Origin of the sequence: Streptomonospora litoralis, from assembly GCF_004323735.1 — a bacterium.
GTDB lineage: Bacteria > Actinomycetota > Actinomycetes > Streptosporangiales > Streptosporangiaceae > Streptomonospora > Streptomonospora litoralis.
Window position 1 is genome coordinate 2,704,301 of record NZ_CP036455.1, and the last position, 20,470, is coordinate 2,724,770.

Consider the following 20,470-nt stretch of genomic DNA (forward strand, 5'->3'; position numbering starts at 1 on the left):
CCTCCCTCCACCGACACGCGACCGCAACGTCTCCGGGGACGCGGCGGCGACGGCGAGGCCCTCCTATGACCGCCGCCGAGACCGCATCCGACGCCCCCGCCGCCGCGCAGGCAGGCGGCCCCGCCACCGGGCGGGGCCGCCTCGGCCCGCCGCCCTGGCTGGCCCTGTTCTTCCTGCTGCCGGCACTGCTGTTCCTGGGAATCTACGTCGTCTACCCGATCCTGTTCTCGGTCTATAGGAGCCTGTGGGACGCGCCGGGTACCGAGTTCGTCGGACTGGACAACTACGTACGGATGTTCACCCGCGCCGACACCTTCACGGCGCTGCGCAACAACGTCATCTGGATCGCGGTGGCACCGGCCGTGGTGACCGTGGCCGGGCTGATCTTCGCGGTGCTGACCGAGCGCATCCGCTGGTCCACGGCCTTCAAGATCGTGGTGTTCATGCCGATGGCGATCTCCTTCCTCGCCTCCGGTGTGATCTTCCGGCTCGTCTTCGAGCAGGACCCCGAGCGGGGCCTGGCCAACGCGGTCATCACCACGGTCCAGGACACCGTCGCCCCGACCGGCGCCTACCCCGACGCCCGTCCCCGCGAGCAGGTGCCGCTGGAGGAGACCTCCGGCGGCGGCTACCGGCTCACCGACCCCGTCTCCCCGGGCGACGCGGTGGCCGTCCCGCTGGTGGGCGTCTCGCCCGACGACGTGCCCGGCGACCCTGAACCCGCCCGCACCGCCGAGACCGAGCAGGGCGCGGTCACCGGAACGGTATGGATGGACTTCACCCGCGGAGGCGGCGGCGAGGAAGGCGTCGCCGACCCCAGCGAGACGGGGCTGCCCGCCCTGCGCATCGAGGCGGTCCGCGACGGCGAGGTGGTCGCCACCGCGGCCACCGCCTCCGACGGCACCTTCGCCCTGACGGGACTTGAGGGCGAGGGCTACACGCTGCGGCTGGCCGCATCCAACTTCTCCGAGCCCTACAACGGCCTGACGTGGCTGGGGCCGACCCTGATCACGCCGTCCATCATCGCCGCCTACCTGTGGGTATGGGCCGGGTTCGCCATGGTGCTCATCGCGGCGGGCCTCTCGGCCATCCCCCGCGAGGCGCTGGAGGCCGCCCGGGTCGACGGAGCCACCGAATGGCAGGTGTTCCGGCGGGTGACGGTCCCGCTGCTCTCGCCGGTGCTCATGGTGGTCTTCGTGACCCTGATGATCTACGTGCTGAAGATTTTCGACCTGGTGTTCGTGATCGCCCCGGGGTCGGTGCGTGCCGACGCCAACGTGCTGGCCCTGGAGATGTGGCAGGTCTCCTTCGGCATCAACGACCAGGGGCTGGGCAGCGCCTTGGCGGTGTTCCTGCTGGTGCTGGTCGTGCCGGCGATGATCTTCCAGATCCGACGGTTCCGCCGGGAGGAGACATGAGCGCACAGATCGAGCCGGCCGAATCCGCCGAGCGCGAGGCACCGGACGCACCGGGCGATCGCGAGGGGGCGCCGCGGCGCTCGACGGCCGCGCGCCTGGTGGCCCGCAGCGGTTCCGGACTGGTGCAGGTACTGCTGATTCTCATCGCGCTGTTCTGGATGCTGCCCACACTGGGCCTGCTGTTCTCCAGTCTGCGCTCGCCCGCGGACAACGCGGCGTCGGGATGGTGGGCCGTGCTCACCGAGCCCTCCCAGCTCACCCTGCGCAACTACGCCGACCTGCTGGACAACCCCGACTTCGTGGCCTCCTTCGGCAACACGGTGCTGATCACGGTGCCTGCCACGGCGATCATCGTCGTGGTGGCCTCCCTGGCCGCCTACGCCTTCGCCTGGCTGGAGTTCCCCGGCCGCGACTGGCTCTTCCTGGGCGTGGTCGGGCTGCTGGTCGTGCCGCTGCAGGTGGCGCTGGTACCCATCTCCAGCCTCTACGGCGGGACCCCGCTGTACGGATCGATCGCCGCGGTGGTGCTGTTCCATGTCGGCTTCGGACTGCCGTTCGGGATCTTCCTGCTGCGCAACTTCTTCGCGGCCATCCCGCGGGACCTGCTGGAGGCGGCGCGGATGGACGGCGGCAAGGAGCTGACGATCTTCCGCCGGGTGATCCTGCCGCTGGGCGGTCCCGCGATCGCGTCGCTGGGGATCTTCCAGTTTCTGTGGGTGTGGAACGACCTGCTGGTGGCCCTGGTCTTCGCCTCCGAGGCCAGCCAGCCCATGACGGTGGCCCTGCAGTCGGAGATGCGCCAGTTCGGCGCGAACATCGACGTGATCTCCGCGGGCGCGTTCCTGTCGATGGTGGTGCCGCTGCTGGTGTTCTTCGCCTTCCAGCGGTATTTCGTGCAGGGCGTGATGGCCGGAGCGGTGAAGTAGCCGCACGCCACCGGCGGCGGTCGTGCGGGGGCGGCCCGCGCAACCGCCGCACGGAGACACCGCGAGGGGCCGGCATCCTGGGAGGATGCCGGCCCCTGGGCGTATGCGGGGACTCAGCCGCGGCGGCTCCCGCCGCAAAGCGGCGCCGTGCAGAGGCCGGCGGGCCCCGGCGCCGACGCGCGGGGCCCGCCCCTCGCCGCGGGCCGAACTCGGCCGCCGCCTGTGCGGGCGGCGGCCGGCGAGAGGGGAGAACGGCCCGCCGCGGTCGGGTCGGTATCGGGGGTCAGCCGGTCTGGCCGATCGCCAGGCCGCTGTCCTTGTCGAAGTAGTGCAGCTGGCTGACGTCGATCGACAGCGAGATCTTGCCGCCGGGGCGCACCGCGCTGCGCGGGCTGACGCGGGCGGTGAACACCGACTTGTCCCCGGACAGCGGCAGGCCGCCCTCACCCTCGCTCTCGTCGGCCGCGTCGGCGGCCAGCGCCGCGGCCTCCTCGTGGCGCACCGGGGGCGCGTTCACCGAGAAGATGACGTTGATCTCGGTGCCGAGCTCCTCGGTGATGTCGGCGACGGCGTCCATGCTGGTGCCGTTGCCCGAGATCGCGGCGTCCTCGAAGTCGGAGGGACGGATACCCAGGATGATCTGCTTGCCCATGTAGTCGCGCAGGCCCGGGCGGGCGTCGACGATGGAGCTGGGGACGGTCAGGGCGTGCTCGGCGAACTTCAGCACGGCGCCGGAGCCGTCCTGCTGCAGCTCGGCGTTGACGAAGTTCATCGCCGGGGAGCCGATGAAGCCCGCGACGAAGAGGTTCGCCGGGTGGTCGAACAGGTTCTTGGGGGTGTCGACCTGCTGCAGGCGGCCGTCGCGCAGCACTGCGACACGGTCGCCCAGGGTCATGGCCTCGGTCTGGTCGTGGGTGACGTAGACGGTGGTCACGCTCAGGCGCTCGTGGAGCTGGTTCAGCGAGGCGCGCATCTGCACACGCAGCTTGGCGTCGAGGTTGGACAGCGGCTCGTCCATCAGGAACGCCTGCGGTTCGCGGACGATGGCCCGGCCCATGGCCACGCGCTGGCGCTGACCGCCGGAGAGGGCGGCGGGGCGGCGCTTGAGGTAGGACTCCAGGCCCAGCATGGACGCGGCGTCCTGGACGCGCTTGGCGATCTCCTGCTTGGGGATCTTACGCAGCTTCAGGCCGAAGGCCAGGTTCTGCTCGACCGTCATGTGCGGGTAGAGCGCGTAGTTCTGGAAGACCATGGCGATGTCGCGGTCCTTCGGCGGGCGGTCGTTGACCACGTCGTCGCCGATGTAGAGGTCGCCGCCGGTGATCTCCTCCAGTCCGGCGATCATCCGCAGCGCCGTGGACTTGCCGCAGCCCGAGGGGCCGACGAGCACCATGAACTCGCTGTCGTGGATTTCCAGGTTGAGGTTGTCGACGGCCTTGACTCCGCCGGAGTACACCTTGTCGACGCCGTCCAGGACGATCTTCGCCATGGGTTAACAGCTCCCGTGTCCGTCGCCCGTCCCGGCTGCGGGAGCGGGCTCTTCCGCTGTGCTGATCACTCTGTATCGATCTGTTGACCAACATCGAACACCACCGAAGCCGTTCTGTCGATAGTTCGTCCTGTTTCGATCCGATAGCGTCCACATTGTGAGACGGCGGAGATCGGGTGGATCCGGAGGCGACGAGCGCCCCGCGCCCGCACCGCGGCTGAACGGTGCGGGCGCCGCGGTGGGCGGTATCGGCCGAACGCGCGCGGCGCGAAGGCCGGTCGGCCTCATCGGGCGCCACCGGATTCACGTGCGCACACGCGCGGCGCGAGTACGGTCCGAGCGGCGCCAAGGCGGCGCAGGGCCCGTCGCCGACCGCCCGCATGGGCGCCGCTCCAAGGCATCGTTCCAGCTCAGCGCGCTGGATCGGGGTCATATGCCGGAGTCGCGGGCGATGCCGGCGGACTGGCGTGCGCACATCCGGGTGCGTTAGCCTGGCGACGGTTGCCCGGATCCGGTCGCCCCCGCGGACCTCCGCGTGCGTGAGCGGGCCCGAGACCACTCCCCGACACGTCGGCGAAGCGTTGCGGCGCACGAGTGGGAGTCTGGGTAATCTACTGACCAGTCCAGCACTGGACGGACCGGTCGAGCGGTCCGGTCGTTGTCTTGCCGGACGTCGCGCCACGCACCAGGCGCGGCCGTCGGCCTGATAAGGACCGGGGTTCCGCGACCGGGCGGGGGGTTGGACCCGGAGAAGGCCCGGACATCCAGTAGACAACGGTCTCCGCGCTCGCCGCCGACGAGACGGATCCGGTCCGAAGGGTGATTCGGGCCTTTTCCGCGTCCCCCCATCCACAGGCGAAAGCGAGCCAGGCTTGGTTACCGAAGGCGCCCGGCACACCGGCGAAGAAGCCGGGAGGGCCCCTGCGGCGGTCGAAGGACCTCCCCGGCGCTCGCTGAGCGGTCCCGCCCCGCGCGCCCTCGCGGCCGCGGCGGCGGGGCTGTGCCAGCTGCTCGCTCTGCCGCCCTACGGGCTGTGGTGGCTCGGTCCTCTCGGCGCCGCCCTGCTCACTCTCGCGGTCATGGGCACCCGCCTGCGCCGGGCCGGATGGCTCGGGCTGCTGGCCGGCGCCGCGCTGATGGTTCCGCTGATCCGCTGGCAGGACGTCTTCGGCACCGACGTGTGGCTGATCATCGCCGCCGCCGAGTCCGTGTACTTCGCGCCGATGGCCGCGGGCATCGCCCTGGTCGCGCGACTGCCGGGATGGCCGGTGTGGACCGCGGCGCTGTGGGTGCTGCAAGAAGCCGTGCGCGCCCGTTTCCCGCTGGGCGGGTTCCCCTGGGGCAAGCTCGCCTTCGCCCAGCCCGACACCCCCTTCACCGGATACGCGGCCCTCGGGTCCTCGCCGCTGGCAACCTTCGCCGTGGCGCTGACGGGCACGCTGCTGCTGGCGGCGGTGCTGCGCCTGGCGCGGCGGCCGCGGGCCCCGCTGGCCGCGACGGCGGGACTGGCGGCGGGCGCCGCCGCCCTCACCGCCGGCGGCGCCGCCCTGCCTGCGCTGACCGCCCCCGCCGTCGACCACACCGCCACCGTCGCCCTGGTGCAGGGCAACGTGCCCGGCGTGGGGGAGATGAGCGTCCTCGGCGAGCGCATGCAGGTGCTGCGCAACCACACCGAGGGCGTACACCGGCTCGCCGACCGGGTCGAGGCGGGCGAGGCCCAGCAGCCCGACCTGGTGGTGCTGCCGGAGAACGCCAGCGACATCGACACCTACACCGACCCGGCCGCGGCCGAGATGATCAGCGAGGCCGCCCGCGACATCGGGGCGCCCCTGCTGTTCGGCATCACCCGCTACAGCGCCGACGGCACCGAGCGCGAGGTGCGCAGCGTCGTGTGGGACCCCGAGGACGGACCCGGCGACTACTACACCAAGCGCTACCTGGTGCCCTTCGGCGAGTACATCCCCTACCGTGATTTCTTCACCCGCTTCGTGCAGCGCCTGGAGCACGTCAGCAGCGACGCCGTTCCCGGCGACGAGCCGGGGGCGCTGACATTGGGCGGGACGACCCTGGCCACCGCGATCTGCTTCGACGTGGCCTTCGACCCGCCGGTGCGCGAGTCGGTGGCCGCCGGGGGCCAGATCATCGCCGTGCCCACCAACAACGCCAACTACAACTTCACCGGCCAGTCCGAACAGCAGTTGGCCATCACCCGGCTGCGCGCCGTCGAGCACGGGCGCCCCGCCGTGGTCGCCTCTACCAGCGGCATCAGCGCCGTGGTGACCAGGCGCGGCGAAGTCACCTACCGCTCGCCCGAGGCGCAGTCGGCCGTGCACGTGGCCGAACTGCCGGCCATGACCGGTCTGACCCCGGCCACCCGCCTGGGAGCGCTGCCCGAGGCGGCGCTGTGCGCGGCGGCCGCGGGCGCACTCGGTGCCGCGCTCGCCGCGGCCGGCCGGCGCCGCCGCGCCCCGGTCGGCGAGGGGGACCGGGCTCAGGACGGTGCCGCCCCGCCGGCCGGCTGAGGTCCGCCGGCATCACGGCCGCCCGATCGGGAACGAACGGCGGGGTGCGTGCGTTGACATCGAAGGGAGGCCTGCCGAGTCGAGGATGGTGCCCATGCCGCTGCTGATCGTCATCGCGCTGATGGCGCTGCCCTTCCTGGAGATCTGGCTGATGATCCTGGTCGGCCAGCAGATCGGCGTCGCCTGGACCATCGCGCTGCTGTTCGCCCTCAGCGCCGCCGGTGTCGTCGTGCTGCGCAGTGCCGGGACCAAGACCTTCCGCGAGGCCGATGCGGCCATGCGCACCGGTACACCCCCGCAGGGCGGACTGCTGGACACCTTGATGCTGATGGTCGGCGGCATCCTGCTGCTTACTCCGGGCTTCGTCACCGCCGCGCTGGGCGCCGTGATGGCACTGCCCTTCACCCGGCCCGCGCTGCGCTGGGCGTTCACCGGCTGGGCCGAGCGCCGCGTGAAGCGCATGCGCGACTCCGCCGAGGCCGAGTTCGTCGCCCAGGGCGGGCGCATCCCGCCCCAGCCGGGGCGTCAGGGCGAGCGGGCCCCCAGCGGTGGCCGGGTCATCCGGGGGCGTGTCGTCGAGGACGAGTGAGGGCCGCGGCCTGGGCGAGCGGCGCCTGCCCCGCCGGCGAGCGCTACGCGGCGCGGGAGCGGACCCGGCGCGTGGGGCCTATGGCGATAGTGTGTCGGGCGTGATCGACGACAAGCCGTGGAACTACCTCATGGACATGGACGGGGTGCTCGTACGCGAGGAGCACCTGGTCCCCGGCGCCGACGAGTTCGTCTCCGAACTGCGCGAGAGCGGCATCGGCTTCATGGTGCTGACCAACAACTCCATCTACACACCGCGCGATCTGCGCGCCCGTCTCAAGCGCAGCGGACTGGACATCCCCGAGGAGTCCATCTGGACCTCGGCGCTGGCCACCGCCCGATTCCTCAAGGAGCAGCGGCCCGGCGGTTCGGCCTACGTAGTCGGGGAGTCGGGCCTGACCACCGCACTGCACAGCATCGGCTACGTGCTCACCGACCGCGAACCCGACTACGTCGTGCTGGGCGAGACCCGCACCTACAGCTTCGAGGCCATCACCCGCGCCATCCGCCTGGTGGAGAGCGGCGCGCGGTTCATCGCCACCAACCCCGATGAGAAGGGGCCCAGCCGCGAGGGATCGCTCCCGGCGACCGGAGCCGTGGCCGCCCTGATCGAGCGCGCGACCGGGCGGGCCCCCTACTACGTGGGCAAGCCCAATCCGCTGATGATGCGGTCGGCACTGCGGGCGCTGGGCGCCCACTCCGAGAGCACGGTCATGATCGGCGACCGTATGGATACCGACGTGCGATCCGGACTGGAGGCGGGTCTGCAGACCCTGCTCGTGCTTTCGGGGATCTCCGGGCGGGACACCGCCGAACTCTTCCCCTACCGTCCGACGAAGGTGCTCGGTTCGGTGGCCGACCTGGTGGGCCGCACCGGCGACCCCTTCGGCGAGCAGGCGCCCGAGGAGCCCCAGCACAGCTGAGCGTGCCGGGCGGCGGACGCCTTCGCGCGGTGCGAAGGGGCGGTTGGTCCTCCCTGCCGCCGCCCCTCGCGCGTGCTTCAGGCGCTGCGCCGCTCCTCGGCCATCGCCTTCATGTGCTCCTGCTCTTCCCGGCGGCGCGACCGGAGCAGCTCCAGCCGCTCGGCGAGGACCTCTTCCAGGTCCTCCATGCTGCGGCGCTCCAGGAGCATGTCCCAGTGGGTCCGCGCGGGCTTGGCCTTCTTCTCCTGCGGCTCGCGGCCGTCCACCATCAGGGCGGTGTCGCCGCAGTAGCGGCACTCCCAGTTCGTGGGGACCTCGGCTTCGGTCGCGAAGGTGATGGAGAAGCGATGACCCTGAGGGCAGTCGTAGGTCACCTCTTGGCGCGGTGCCAGGTCGGTGTTGCGGTCGTTCTCGTAGCTGGTAGCCCCGAGTCGTGTGCCGCGAAGTGCTCGCTCGGCCATCGGTTGCGTGCCTCCAGGCGCTCTTGCGGTCTACATGGCATTAACACGTCGGTCCGTGTCAAGATTCCCCGCACTTCGGTCATCCAACCGTGCGATAATGGCCCCTCGCACGTTAACGGGCCGCGCCGAAGCGTAGTCCACGCAGGACACAAGCGCGCAACACCGCGCACACGGTGCGATCGCACGGCGGACACGTCCCCCGTCGTGACGCGGTCTCCACCGGTTGCGGCGCATCTCGGCCGCGGGGCAGCAGGGAACTTTTTCTTTCGACTCACGGGCGAAACAATCTGGCTCTAGTCTCGGATTCCCCTGTGTCCGAGGAGATTCCATGGCCGGTCCTGGACCCCGCCACGCCGCGGCGACTCAGTACAGCTCCGCCGCAGATCGGTCGCCAGCGGTACCGCTGCACTCGCTCGGCGCCCGCGCCGACGACCCCGACCTGTGGCGCGAACTGCGTGCACGCTGGGGCCCAGTGGCCCCGGTCGAGACGGAGCCCGGTATCCGTGCCTGGCTGCTGCTGGGCTATCAAGAGAACCTGGAGGCGCTGCGCGACCGGCGCCGCTTCTCCGCGGACACGGGCAGCGGAACGGCGCCCTCTGCGGATGCGGACGGCCTCCCGCGCGCCCGGGCGCTGTCCGGCGACGGAGCCGACCACGCCAGGCTGCGCGCGCCCCTCACCGACGCCCTGGCCCGGATTCCCGCCGAGCGGGTGGCCGCCGAGGTCCGCGGCCCCGCGCTCGCCCTGATCGCCGCTGCGGCGGCCGACGGCCGCATCGACCTTGTCGGCGACTACGCCCGGCCGCTGCCTTCGCTTGTGCTCAACCGTTTCTTCGGCCTGCCCGACGACTACGGCCGGCTGCTGGCGCGGCTGACCTTCGAGGCCGACAGCGGCGGGGACCCCGCCCGAGCCCGGACCGCGGCGGCCGCGCTCGAGGAGTACTTCACCGGCCTCGTGGCGCGGCGGCGTGCCGAAAGCGGCGACGACCTCGCCTCGCGCGTGCTCGCCCACCCGGAAGCGCTGAGCGACGCCGAAGCGGCTGCCTGCCTGCGCCTGCTGTGGTCGGCCGGGCACCGGCCGACGGCCCAGCTCATCGGAAACGCGCTCGGGCTCATCCTGGGAGATGCCCGCATCGGCGCCCTCTACGGCCAGGCGACGCTGCCCTCAGACGACTTCCTCGACTACGTCATGTGGACCGAGCCGCCGCTGGGCGCGCTCTCCGGTCGCCGCTGCACCGGCGACGTGCGCCTCGGCGGCGCCCATCTGCGCCCCGGCGACGCCCTGGTGCTGGGCCTGGCCGCCGCCCACGCCGATCCCGCTGTGACGCCCGGCGACCGCGCCGACGGCGCACTCGCCCTGGCCGGCAACCGCTCGCACCTGATGTGGGGCGCCGGTGCGCACGGATGCCCCGCGCAGGGCTTCGCCCGCGAGATCGCCGGAACAGCGATCGACACGCTGCTGGAGCGCCTGCCGGGCTTGCGGGCCGCCGGTGGAAGCCGGCCACGGAGGTACCGCGGAACCGAACTGCAGGGGCCCGCAGAGCTGCATGCGGAGTTTCCCGCCGAGCAGGACACCACCGTAGTCGGCGGCCGCCCTCCCGAAGCCCCCCGCTCCGGACGGCGGCGGCGGGCCTTGCCGCGCCCCAGGCCCATGGGGGCCCGCTACCAGGCTCCCCAGGCTGCCGAGCGACCGTCGCCGGAGGCGGCGTCCGTGCCCGTACCGCGCCCGGCGGGCGCGCGCAGACCACAGGGCCGGGGCGCCCGCTACCAGGCCCCGGATGCGGCGGCACCGGCGGCCCCCGATCGTCTGCGCGCGCTCCTGGACCGCTGGCACGTCCGGTGAACGCACCGTTCTCCGTTCCGTCCCCGGCCGCCCGCGGTGGGCGGCCGGGGCCCGTGCACAGGCTCAGCCGACGGGCTCCAGCAGCACCACCGGGATGTCGCGGTCGGTGCTCGCCTGGTACTCGTCGTACTGCGGCCACACCTCGGCCATGTGCGGCCACAGCCGCCGCTTCTCCTCCGTGGAGGCGGTGCGCGCCCGCGCCCGGAAGCGGTCCGCCTTGACCTGCACGCCGGCCTCCGGGTCGGCCTGCAGGTTCTTGTACCACTGCGGGTCGTCGGGATCGCCGCCCTTGGAGGCCACCACCACGTATGCGCCGCCGTCGGTGCGGTAGATCAGCGGCGTGCTGCGCTCCAGCCCGGACTTGCGGCCCTTGGTGGTGAGGATCAGCGTCGTGGTGCCCTGCCACTCATGGCCCTCCTCGCCGTCGGTGGCCTGGTAACGCTCCACATGCTCCTTGCCGAACAGCACTGCGTCCCCTTCCCAGCCGGGTGCCCGCCCCGCGGAGGCGAGCACCGGTGTTCTTTCTGACCGACCGGTGCAGCGTAGTCGACCTGCGGCGATGCGGTCACACTGGCGCACCGCCCCGATCGACACGCTGTAGCGCCTTGACTCCGTTCGCGGCACTCCCGATGATCGGTCAGTCGGCATCCGACCCGCCCCGCGGCCACCGCCGCTTCGGGCGGAGATCCCACGAGGAGGTTGAACGGGTGACCCCCCGCACACCGCGCTTCGCGGCGTCCTGGCGCGCCGCCGCCGGAGCGCTCCTGACCGCGACCGCCCTGCTGCTGACCGCGGCACCGGCGGACGCGGACACAAACACGGACGCGAACGCGAACGCGAACACAGCATCCCCCGGCACCGGCATCACCGACCGGCTCAAGGCCGTCCCCGGACTGCGCATCATCGAGGAGATCGACACCGAGCCCGGTTTCCGCTACTTCGTTTTGGGCTACGAGCAGCCCGCCGACCACGACGAGCCCGGCGGCCGGACCTTCGAGCAGCGGCTGACCCTGCTGCACCGCGGGTTCGACCGGCCAACCGTGCTGCACACCAGCGGCTACAACGTCAGCATCGGCGCCTTCCGCAGCGAACCCACCCGTATCGTCGACGGCAACCAGATCTCCACCGAGCAGCGGTTCTTCGAGCCCTCCCGGCCCGACCCGGCCGACTGGGAGGACCTGGACATCCGCCAGGCCGCCGCCGACCACCACCGCATCGTCGAGGCGCTGAACGACGTCTACGAGCAGGAGTGGATCTCCACCGGTGCGTCCAAGGGCGGGATGACCTCCGTCTACCACCGCCGCTTCTACCCCGGCGACCTCGACGGCACCGTGGCATACGTCGCCCCCAACGACGTGATCGACCGCGCCGACCACGCCTACCGCAGGTTCTTCGACACGGTGGGCGAGGGCCCGCAGTGCCAGAACGACCTGGAGGCGCTGCAGCGCGCCGCCCTGAAGCGGCGCGGCGAGCTGGTGGAGCACTACACCGGCCTCGCCGAGCGGAACGGCTGGACCTTCGACCGGACCATCGGCAGCGCCGACCGCTCCTTCGAGATGCTCGTGCTCGACACCCCCTGGGCGTTCTGGCAGTACCAGCCCACCCCCGAGGCGTGCGCCGACATCCCCGCGCCCGACGCCTCCACCGCCGACATCGCTGCCTTCCTCGACGAGGTCGCCGGCTTCGGCTTCTACACCGACCAGGGCACCACGCCCTACCTGCCCTACTACTTCCAGGCCGCCACCCAGCTCGGCACGCCCAGCGTGCCGACCAAGCACCTGCGCGGGCTGCTGCGCTACCCGGGCCTGTTCCAGGCGCGCAGCTACCTGCCCGAGGAGATGGACGTGCCCCGCTTCGACTGGTGGGCCATGCCCGATATCGATCACTGGGTGAGGCACCGTTCCACCGAGATGCTGTTCGTCGACGGCGAATGGGACCCGTGGGGCGCCGAGCACTTCCGCGCCGGCAGCGAGCGGCGTGACACGATGCGCTTCGTCGCCCCCGAAGCCAACCACGGCGCCGACATCGCCGCCCTGGAGGCCGACGACCGCGCCGCGGCCACCGCCGCGCTGCGCCGCTGGGCGGGCGTGGACGAAGAGGCCCGGACCATGGCCGAGTGGGTACCCGGCCTGGACAACGCCGGCGAGCGCCGGGAGCGGATCGAGCGCGGATTCGGCCTGCGCTAGCGATCCTCTCGCTGACACCGGGGCGGGCGCCGTTCGCGCCCGCCCCGGCCGCGCACTCAGATGTGCTCGGGCACCTCGTTGCCCGCCTCGCGGATGCCGCGGGAGACGCTCAGCGCGGCCAGCACCGCGAAGCCCAGGACGAAGAACACGATCAGCGACAGGATCGCCAGTCGGTAGTCGCCCCCGGTGGCGTCCAGCGCCACACCCAGCGCCAGCGAGCCCAGAAAGGCCGCCCCCTTGTCGCTGATCTCGTAGAGGCCGAAGTACTCGGCCTCCTTGCCGCGCGGGATCAGGTGGGAGAACATCGAGCGTGACAGCGCCTGGGTGCCGCCCAGCACGATGGCGATGAAGAACGCCAGCACGAAGAACTGCACCGCCGAGCCCTCGCTGAGCAGCGGCGCCACACTCACCACCGCGATCCACACCACCAGGCTGCCCAGGATCGTGCGCTTGGTGCCCAGCCGCCGCCCGATCGCGCCGATCAGCAGCGCGCCGCCGAAGGCCACGAACTGCACCATCAGGATGGCGCCGATCTGCACCTCCTGGCCCAGCCCCAGCGCCTGGTCGGCGAAGGTGGCCGAGAACGCGATGACCGTCTGGATGCCGTCGTTGAACAGGATGTAGGCCACCAGGAACACCAGGGTCCTCGGGTAGGCGCGCAGGCTGCGCACCGTCGACCACAGCTGGCCGAAACCGCCCAGCACCGCGCGCGTGCCGCTCGCCCGGCCCGGCTCGGCCGGGCGCGTGCCCGTCAGCACGGTGCCCCGGTAGCGGTTGCGCAGCCGTGTCAGCGGGATGAGGGTGAACACCGCCCACCACACGCCGGCCGAGGCCATCGCGATGCGCACCGCGTGCCCCTGCTCCAGTCCGAAGCTCTCGTGGAACAGGTAGAGCACCAGGTGCAGCGTCAGCAGCAGCGCCCCGCCGAGGTAGCCCATCGCCCACCCGCGGGAGGAGACGTCGTCGCGCTCCTCGGGGGCGGCCAGGTCGGGCAGGAAAGAGTTGTAGACGACCACCGAGGCGCCGAGAGTGAGGTTGGCCAGCACGAACAGGCCGGCTCCCAGCAGGTACTCGGTGCCGTCGACGAAGTAGAGGCCCATGGTCGCGAACGCCCCGATGTAGGCCAGCAGGCCCATCAGTTCGCGCTTGCGGCCCGTGTAGTCGGCGACCGCCCCCACCGCCGGCAGCGCCACCAGCTGCAGCAGCACCGACAGCGACGTGGCGTAGGGGTAGAGGGCGGTGGGGTCGATCATCCAGCCCAGCACCCCGATCCGCCCGCCGGCTCCGGCCGCGTCCTGGGCCAGCGCCGTCAGGTAGGGGCCCAGGAAGACCGAGATGACCGAGGTGAAGAAGACCGAGTTCGCCCAGTCGTAGAAGTACCAGGCGCGGCGCTCGCTGCGCAGCCGGGCGGGGTCGGACGGTGCCGGCTCGGGCGGCTGCGCCGGGGGAGTGGTGGCCATGTGGCGTCCTTGTCGGGGTCCGAATGGAGCGGGGGCGGGGGCTACTCCTCGCCGGCGGGGCCGCCGCGGGGACCGTGCCAGGCGCCGCGCGCCCGCAGCACCCGCCGCAGTCCGCGGACGTCGTCGGTGACGATCCCGTCGACTCCGGCGTCCAGCAGGTGCTCCATCACCGCGGTGTCGTTGATGGTCCACACGTGCACCTGCATGCCGAGCCGGTGCGCCGTGGCGATCACATCGCGGCTGACCAGCGGGATGCGGCCGTGGCTCAGCGGGATCTGCGCACAGACCGGCACCCGCGGCGCCAGCGGCCGCAGCGGCGGCGCCAGCGAGGCCGCCCGCAGCAGGGCCACTTCGCGGGGCCCGCACGAGGTGGCCACCGGGCGGTCGAACAGCCGCCGCGCACGGTCGAGCCGGCGCTGGTCGAAGGAGCCGACGCACACGCGGTCCCAGGCGTCCGTGCGGCGCAGCACGCGCACGAGCGGCCCGACGGCTTCGTCGCCCTTGATGTCGATGTTCAGCCGCACGTGCGGCCAGGAGCCCAGCAGGTCCTCCAGCAGCGGGATGGGTTCGCGCCCGGCGACGCGCGCCCGCGCCACCTCGGCGTAGGGCAGTTCGGCGATGCGCCCCCGGCGGTCGGTGGCCCGGTCCAGCGTGCGGTCGTGGAAGGCGAGCACCGCGCCGTCGGCGGTAGCGTGCGCGTCGGTCTCCAGATACCGGTAGCCCAGATCCACCGCATGCTGGAACGCGGTGGCGGTGTTCTCCAAGGCGGTGTCGACCTCACCTGCGGCGTCGGTGAGCCAGCCGCCCCGGTGGGCGAGCGCGACGGGCCCGGGCGCATCAAGGTAGCCGTGATCCACAGGGAGCAGTATGCCTGCATTCCGGGGGTGCGGGCACGCCGGGACGGCCTCCCGGCGTTCCCGCCGGGACGAGAAACCCGGCATTCCAGGTGGCAACGCGGGGCCGCGCGGTGCTCTGAGTCCGTAGCGGACGGGCGCCGTCCGCTGAGGCTCCGCGGTCGGCTCCCGGCCGCGGGGGAAGGCACGCTCTTTTCGAAGGGACGCACCTTGGCAGGTCACCGGTCCTCCTCGACCCTCGACAGCCCGACCCGATCACGCCCGAGTCCCGCCGCGCGCCGCGGCGCGCACTCCGCGCCCGCCCGGCCGCAGGCCCCCCGCGCCGCGGCGCGTCCGCGCGGCGTCGCCTATCCGCACCGCCGCAGTCCCGAGCAGCTCGCCCGCTTCGCGCAGCTGCTGGCCGAGGTGCTGGCCGGCGAGCGGCCCGCCCGCCAGGTGCGGCCGCTGCTGTCGCGGCGCGCCTACGAACTGCTGGCCCGCCGGGCCGGCGCCTACGCGGGCGCGAGCCGGCCCCGCCTGATGCGGACGGTGCTGCGCACGCCGGCGCCCGATGTCGCCGAGATCAGTGCGGTCCTCGACTGCGGACCGCGCTGCCGCGCACTCGCGCTGCGCGTGGCCTACGCGCAGCACGCCTGGCTGTGCACGCACATCGAGACCGACCTGTGCCGGGCGGCGGTGCGCTGACGCTCCGCCGGATGCGGGTACGGGGCGTCCGCGGTCGTGCGGGCGCCCCGTACCGGGGATGTGTTGGTAAGCGCCTTCCCGTAGTGTCGGGCAGGTCACAGTACCTGCTGGAGAGCGCTGACGCGCCGCCGTCCGCCCGAATCGGCCACCGGAGGCGCGGAGGGTCGCCGATGAAGGGGGCGAATGCATCTCTGGCGTCGGAAAGCAGGTTAAAGTACGTTGGAAAGCGCTTTCTCAATCGAGTGATAGGACGACGCATGCAAGATCGGGTGCTGGCCGTCGCCATGAACGGCGTCACCGGCCGCATGGGCTACCGGCAGCATTTGACACGCTCGGTGCTGGCGATCCGGAAGGCCGGCGGAGTCGTGCTCCCCGACGGTTCGCGGGTCGTGCCCGAGCCTGTGCTCGTGGGACGCTCCGCCGACAAGCTCCGCCGCATCGCCGAGCAGCACGGCGTCGAGCGGTGGAGCACCGACCTCGACACCGTGCTTTCGGACCCCGGCATCGAGGTCTACTTCGACGCGCAGATCACCAGCGCACGCGAGGAGGCGCTGCGCTCTGCGATCGCCGCCGGGAAGCACATCTACACCGAGAAGCCCACCGCCGCCTCCCTCGGCGGCGCCCTGGAACTGGCCAAGTTCGCCCGCGACGCAGGTGTGCGCAACGGCGTCGTGCAGGACAAGCTGTTCCTGCCGGGCCTGCTCAAGCTGCGGCGGCTGCTCGACAGCGGCTTCTTCGGCCGGGTGCTGTCCATCCGCGGCGAGTTCGGCTACTGGGTCTTCGAGGGAGGCTGGCAGGAGCCCCAGCGCCCCAGCTGGAACTACCGCGCCGAAGACGGCGGCGGGATCGTGCTGGACATGTTCCCGCACTGGCACTACATCCTGGAGCAGCTCTTCGCCCCGGTCCGGGCGGTCACCGCCACCACGGCCACCCACATCGCCCGCCGCTGGGCCGAGGACGGCAGCCCCTACGCCGCAACCGCCGAGGACGCCGCCTACGGCGTCTTCGAATTGGAGGGCGGCATCCTCGCCCAGATCAACTCCTCCTGGTGCGTGCGGGTCGACCGCGACGAACTGGTGGAGTTCCAGGTCGACGGCACCGAGGGCAGCGCCGTCGCCGGGCTGCGCGACTGCCGCATCCAGCACCGGGTGGCGACCCCCCGCGCGGTGTGGGACCCCGACGCCCCCGCCGACCAGGGCGGCTACCGCGACCAGTGGGAGAGCGTTCCCGACAACGCCGACTTCGACAACGGCTTCCGTACCCAATGGGAGCAGTTCATCTCCCACGTCTGCGCCGACACGCGCTTCCCCTTCGACCTGCTCTCCGGAGCCCGCGGACTGCAGTTGGCCGAGGCCGGGCTGCAGTCGGCGGCCTCGGGGCGGCGCGTCGAGTTGGAGGAGGTGGAGCTGCCGTGAGCGGTCCCCACCTGATGCTGCCGGGCGCCGACGGCCGGCTGCACGGGTTCACCCCCCGCGCCGCGCCCGCGCCCGCCCCCGGCGGCGCGGCCCGGCCGCGCTCCCGCACCGCCTACGCCGCCGCCCACGTCGTCGCCGACCCGCTCGCGGGCAACGCGATCGGCGCCCCCGCCCGGCTGGACTGGCCGGCCACCCTCGCCTTCCGGCACCACCTCTGGGACCTCGGCCTGGGTGTGGCCGACGCCATGGACACCGCGCAGCGCGGCATGGGCCTGGACTGGCCCGCCACAGCCGAACTGATCCGGCGCAGCGGAGCCGAGGCCGCCGCCCGCGGCGCGCTGCTGTGCTGCGGGGCCGGCACCGACCACCTCGACCCCGGCGCGGGCACCACCCCGGAGGAGGTCGCGGCCGCCTACACCGAGCAGTTGGAGACGGTGGAGGCCGCCGGAGCCGTCCCCGTACTGATGGCCAGCCGCCACCTCGCCGCCTGCGCCCGCGGCCCCGAGGACTACGCCAAGGTCTACGGGCGGCTGCTCGAACAGGTGCGCGCCCCGGTCATCCTGCACTGGCTGGGCACCGCTTTCGACCCGGCGCTGGCCGGCTACTGGGGCCACGGCGAGCCGGCCGAAGCCCTCGACACGGTCGCCGGGATCATCGCCGACAACGCCGCACACGTCGACGGCATCAAGGTCTCCCTGCTGGATGCCGACCTGGAGGTGCGGCTGCGCGAAAAGCTGCCCGCCGGGGTGCGGCTCTACACCGGCGACGATTTCAACTACCCCGAGTTGATCGAGGGCGACGACCGCGGCCACTCCGACGCGCTGCTGGGAGTCTTCGCCGCCATCGCCCCGGCCGCGGCCGCGGCGCTGCGGGCGCTCGACGCCGGCGACACCGAGGGCTACCGGGCCGCGCTGGAGCCCACCGTGCCGCTGGCCCGCCACCTCTTCGCGGCGCCCACCTTCTACTACAAGACCGGGATCGCGTTCTTGAGCTGGCTCAACGGGCACCAGCCCGGATTCACCATGGTCGGCGGCCTGCACAGCGCCCGCGACCTCGTCCACCTGTCGCAGGCGCTGCGCCTGGCCGACGCCGCCGGGGTGCTCACCGACCCCGAGTCGGCCGTCGCCCGGATGCGGGGGCTGCTGGAGATCTCGGGGGTGCGGTCGTGAACACGGCAGGAGCACAGAGCAAAACCGGCGCACCGACCGCGCTCGACGTCCCCTCCGGCGTGCCCGCGGGGGCCGCTCCGGAACCCGGGGACCCGCGCCTGGCGCGGCTGTCGCTGAACCAGAAGACGCTCGACCGGTGCAGCGTGCCCGAGGCGGTCGAGGGCTGCCTGCGCGCCGGCATCGGCTCCATCGGGCTGTGGCGCGAACACGCGGCCGATACCGGCATCGCCCGTTCGGCGCGCCTGGTGCGCGAGGCCGGGTTGCGGGTGTCCTCCTACTGCCGCGGCGGCTTCCTCACCGGATACGACCGCTCCGCAGCTCTGGAGGAGAACCGCCGCGCCCTCGACGAGGCCGCCGAACTGGGCGCGCCGTGCCTGGTGATGGTGGTGGGCGGACTGCCCGAGGGCGACCGCGACCTCGTGGGCGCGCGCGAGCGGATGACCGAGGCGATCGCCGACCTGGCGCCCTACGCCGCGGAGCGGGGCGTGTGCCTGGCCCTGGAGGCGCTGCACCCGATGTTCTGCGCCGACCGGTCGGTGCTGGCCACCCTGGGCCAGGCGCTCGACGTCGCCGAGCGCTTCCCCGTCGGCCGGGTGGGCGTCGCGGTGGACACCTACCACGTGTGGTGGGACCCCCGCGCCTACGCGGAGATCGCCCGCGCAGGCGAGCGCATCGCGATCTTCCAGGTCTGCGACTGGGTGCTGCCGCTGCCGGCTGACCCGCTGCTGGGACGCGGCATGGTCGGCGACGGACACGCCGACATCCCGGCACTGCACCGTGCCGTCGACGCCGCCGGCTACACCGGCGACATCGAGGTGGAGATCTTCAACGCCGACGTATGGGCGGCCGACCCCGACGCAGTGCTGGCCACCCTGGCCCGCCGCCACGCCCGGTACCTGGCCTGAGGTACCCCTGATCCCTGCGCGGGCGGGTCACGCCGGCCCTGTGCCCGCCCGCGCAGGCACTCCGCTCGAAGGCGCGAGGCACATGGCGCGGCCGGGCCGTCGGCCCCGCCGAAACGTGTCCCCGAAACCGCCCGGGCGATCGACGCGTGTGCGGGCCCCCGCGGTGGCCGGCCGGGCGGCTCGGGTCCGGTGTGCGAACCGGGACCGCCTATGCGCGCGCGGGCGCCGCGGTGCTCGCGCGGACGACGACCTCGCCCGAGACCGGAACGGTACGCGGTTCGGCGCCTTCGTCCTCGTCCAGGGCCAGCCGCGCGGCCTCCTCGCCCATCCACTCCAGGGGCAGGCGCACCGTGGTCAGTCCGGGTGTCAGGTCGCGCAGCGTGGGGATGTCGTCGAACCCGGCCACCGACAGGTCGTCGGGCACCTCCAAACCCGCGTCGCGCAGGGCGGCGACGGCGCCGGTGGCCATGACGTCGTTGACGGCGAACAGGCAGGTGGCGTCGGTCTCGGCGGCGAGCAGGCGGCGGGTGGACTCGTAACCCCCGTCGCGGGTGAAGGCGCCGTGCACGACGCTGCGCGGGTCCAGTTCGATGCCGGCTTGCGAAAGGGCGGCGTGGAATCCGTCCAGCCGGTCGCGTGCGGTGCGCAGGTTGGTCGGCCCGGCCAGGATCGCGAAGCGGCGGTGGCCCAGGCCGATCAGGTGGCGGGCCAGCTCGGCGGCGCCGTCGCGGTTGCTGGGCACGACGGTGTCGGCGGGCAGTCCCTCCTGGGACACGCAGGCGATGCGCCCTCCGCGCCCGGTGAAGGCGGCGATCTCGTCGGCCAGCCGACGGGTCGTCTCCTCCTCGATGGTGCGGCTTCCGGCGAGGACCACCGCGCGGGCGCGGTGCGAGCGCAGTGTCGCCAGCAGCTCCATCTCGCGGTGCGGCGTCCGCCCGGTGGTGCCCAGCACCACCACCAGACCCTCGTCCTCGGCGGCGCGCGTGACGCCGGAGGCGATGCTGGAGAAGTAGGGGTCGGCGATGTCGTGCACGATCAGCCCGACGAGCGAGCTGGTGTTGCGTGCGAGGGTCTGCGCGGAGGCGTTGGCGAGGTAGCCGAGCTCGTGGGCGCTTGCGGTGACCCGGTCGTGCAGCTTCCGCCCGACCTGGCGGGTGCTGCCGTTGAGGACGCGCGAGGCGGTGGCCAGGGAGACGCCGGCGTGCCGTGCGACCTGTTCCAATGTCACGTATCCGTTGCCCACGGCCTCACCTTTCGCGCCATCCTGGAAAACACTTTCCGTAATTCGATCATAGGCAGATGCCCGAGTGCTCACCAGCCGGAATCGTGTCACGGGCCGGTGATGCCCGCCACCCGGAACCGGCGGGGCCGCCCGCGACGGCCGGCAAGTTCGGGATGCCGCACGAGCGGGCGGGGGGCGCCCACGGCCCACCGCCTTCGGAAACCGTTTCCGCCGGTTGCGTGCGCCGCGGCCGGTGCGGGCGCCAGCCTAACGGTTCGGGCGCAGCGGGAGAGCTGAACGCGTGGTGCCGACGGGTCGGACGCGGACGCCGCCGCCGGAAACCGGATTCCGCGCCGGGATGGGGGATCGAGAGAGCGCCGGGCCGCGGGTGGCCGGACGTGACGTGCA

General features: G+C 72.6%; 17 protein-coding genes. 11 read left to right on the forward strand and 6 right to left on the reverse strand.

Annotated features, from left to right (window positions below; genetic code table 11):
- Positions 1–65: 65 nt before the first annotated feature.
- Together EKD16_RS11675 and EKD16_RS11680 are read left to right on the forward strand one after the other, a co-directional pair.
- Positions 66–1,418 carry a carbohydrate ABC transporter permease gene (locus tag EKD16_RS11675; protein WP_131098404.1) on the forward strand — a complete coding sequence of 451 codons (1,353 nt, stop codon included), beginning with the start codon at positions 66–68 and terminating at the stop codon, positions 1,416–1,418.
- A complete protein-coding gene (locus tag EKD16_RS11680) occupies positions 1,415–2,344 on the forward strand; it encodes a carbohydrate ABC transporter permease (protein WP_131098405.1) in 930 nt (309 codons plus the stop codon). The genes EKD16_RS11675 and EKD16_RS11680 overlap by 4 nt, the downstream gene beginning before the upstream one ends.
- A gap of 283 nt (positions 2,345–2,627) precedes the next feature.
- Here EKD16_RS11680 and EKD16_RS11685 read toward each other — a convergent pair whose 3' ends face one another.
- A complete protein-coding gene (locus tag EKD16_RS11685) occupies positions 2,628–3,833 on the reverse strand; it encodes an ABC transporter ATP-binding protein (RefSeq protein WP_131098406.1) in 1,206 nt (401 codons plus the stop codon).
- 872 nt (positions 3,834–4,705) lie between these two features.
- On the opposite strand from EKD16_RS11685, the gene lnt reads away from it, so the two are divergent.
- The 3 genes from lnt to EKD16_RS11700 all read left to right on the forward strand — a co-directional run bounded on the left by lnt (position 4,706) and on the right by EKD16_RS11700 (position 7,866).
- On the forward strand, positions 4,706–6,355 hold the full coding sequence (gene lnt / locus EKD16_RS11690; RefSeq protein ID WP_131098407.1) for an apolipoprotein N-acyltransferase: 1,650 nt from the start codon (positions 4,706–4,708) through the stop codon (positions 6,353–6,355).
- Between the two features lie 94 nt (positions 6,356–6,449).
- A complete protein-coding gene (locus EKD16_RS11695) occupies positions 6,450–6,944 on the forward strand; it encodes an FxsA family protein (protein ID WP_131098408.1) in 495 nt (164 codons plus the stop codon).
- 130 nt (positions 6,945–7,074) lie between these two features.
- Complete coding sequence (locus EKD16_RS11700; RefSeq protein WP_207391556.1) at positions 7,075–7,866, forward strand: HAD-IIA family hydrolase; 792 nt, start codon at positions 7,075–7,077, stop codon at positions 7,864–7,866.
- Between the two features lie 77 nt (positions 7,867–7,943).
- Here EKD16_RS11700 and EKD16_RS11705 read toward each other — a convergent pair whose 3' ends face one another.
- Complete coding sequence (locus EKD16_RS11705) at positions 7,944–8,327, reverse strand: RNA polymerase-binding protein RbpA (RefSeq protein ID WP_131098409.1); 384 nt, start codon at positions 8,325–8,327, stop codon at positions 7,944–7,946.
- Positions 8,328–8,655: 328 nt separating this feature from the next.
- On the opposite strand from EKD16_RS11705, the gene EKD16_RS11710 reads away from it, so the two are divergent.
- Positions 8,656–10,167, forward strand: a complete 1,512-nt coding sequence (locus EKD16_RS11710; protein ID WP_131098410.1) for a cytochrome P450 family protein — start codon at positions 8,656–8,658, stop codon at positions 10,165–10,167.
- A gap of 63 nt (positions 10,168–10,230) precedes the next feature.
- On the opposite strand, the gene EKD16_RS11715 is transcribed toward EKD16_RS11710, so the two are convergent.
- A complete protein-coding gene (locus EKD16_RS11715; RefSeq protein ID WP_131098411.1) occupies positions 10,231–10,635 on the reverse strand; it encodes a nitroreductase family deazaflavin-dependent oxidoreductase in 405 nt (134 codons plus the stop codon).
- A 239-nt stretch (positions 10,636–10,874) separates the two neighbouring features.
- On the opposite strand from EKD16_RS11715, the gene EKD16_RS11720 reads away from it, so the two are divergent.
- Complete coding sequence (locus EKD16_RS11720) at positions 10,875–12,353, forward strand: S28 family serine protease (RefSeq protein WP_207391507.1); 1,479 nt, start codon at positions 10,875–10,877, stop codon at positions 12,351–12,353.
- A gap of 56 nt (positions 12,354–12,409) precedes the next feature.
- Here EKD16_RS11720 and EKD16_RS11725 read toward each other — a convergent pair whose 3' ends face one another.
- Positions 12,410–13,813, reverse strand: a complete 1,404-nt coding sequence (locus EKD16_RS11725) for an MFS transporter (RefSeq protein ID WP_131098413.1) — start codon at positions 13,811–13,813, stop codon at positions 12,410–12,412.
- Positions 13,814–13,854: 41 nt separating this feature from the next.
- Positions 13,855–14,670 carry a glycerophosphodiester phosphodiesterase gene (locus tag EKD16_RS11730; RefSeq protein ID WP_207391508.1) on the reverse strand — a complete coding sequence of 272 codons (816 nt, stop codon included), beginning with the start codon at positions 14,668–14,670 and terminating at the stop codon, positions 13,855–13,857.
- A 207-nt stretch (positions 14,671–14,877) separates the two neighbouring features.
- Between EKD16_RS11730 and EKD16_RS26080 the strand changes: the two genes are divergently transcribed.
- From EKD16_RS26080 to EKD16_RS11750, 4 genes are all read left to right on the forward strand, one after another.
- Positions 14,878–15,351 (forward strand): Rv3235 family protein, encoded by a 474-nt coding sequence (locus tag EKD16_RS26080; protein WP_242677351.1) that lies wholly within the window; start codon positions 14,878–14,880, stop codon positions 15,349–15,351.
- Positions 15,352–15,608: 257 nt separating this feature from the next.
- Entirely contained in the window at positions 15,609–16,766 is a 1,158-nt protein-coding gene (locus EKD16_RS11740) for a Gfo/Idh/MocA family protein (protein ID WP_131098415.1), read from the forward strand.
- A gap of 14 nt (positions 16,767–16,780) precedes the next feature.
- Positions 16,781–17,935 (forward strand): dihydrodipicolinate synthase family protein, encoded by a 1,155-nt coding sequence (locus EKD16_RS11745; protein ID WP_131102419.1) that lies wholly within the window; start codon positions 16,781–16,783, stop codon positions 17,933–17,935.
- Complete coding sequence (locus tag EKD16_RS11750) at positions 17,932–18,840, forward strand: sugar phosphate isomerase/epimerase family protein (protein WP_131098416.1); 909 nt, start codon at positions 17,932–17,934, stop codon at positions 18,838–18,840. Before EKD16_RS11745 ends, EKD16_RS11750 begins: the two co-directional genes overlap by 4 nt.
- 208 nt (positions 18,841–19,048) lie before the next feature.
- Here EKD16_RS11750 and EKD16_RS11755 read toward each other — a convergent pair whose 3' ends face one another.
- A complete protein-coding gene (locus tag EKD16_RS11755; RefSeq protein WP_131098417.1) occupies positions 19,049–20,083 on the reverse strand; it encodes a LacI family DNA-binding transcriptional regulator in 1,035 nt (344 codons plus the stop codon).
- Positions 20,084–20,470: the final 387 nt, after the last annotated feature.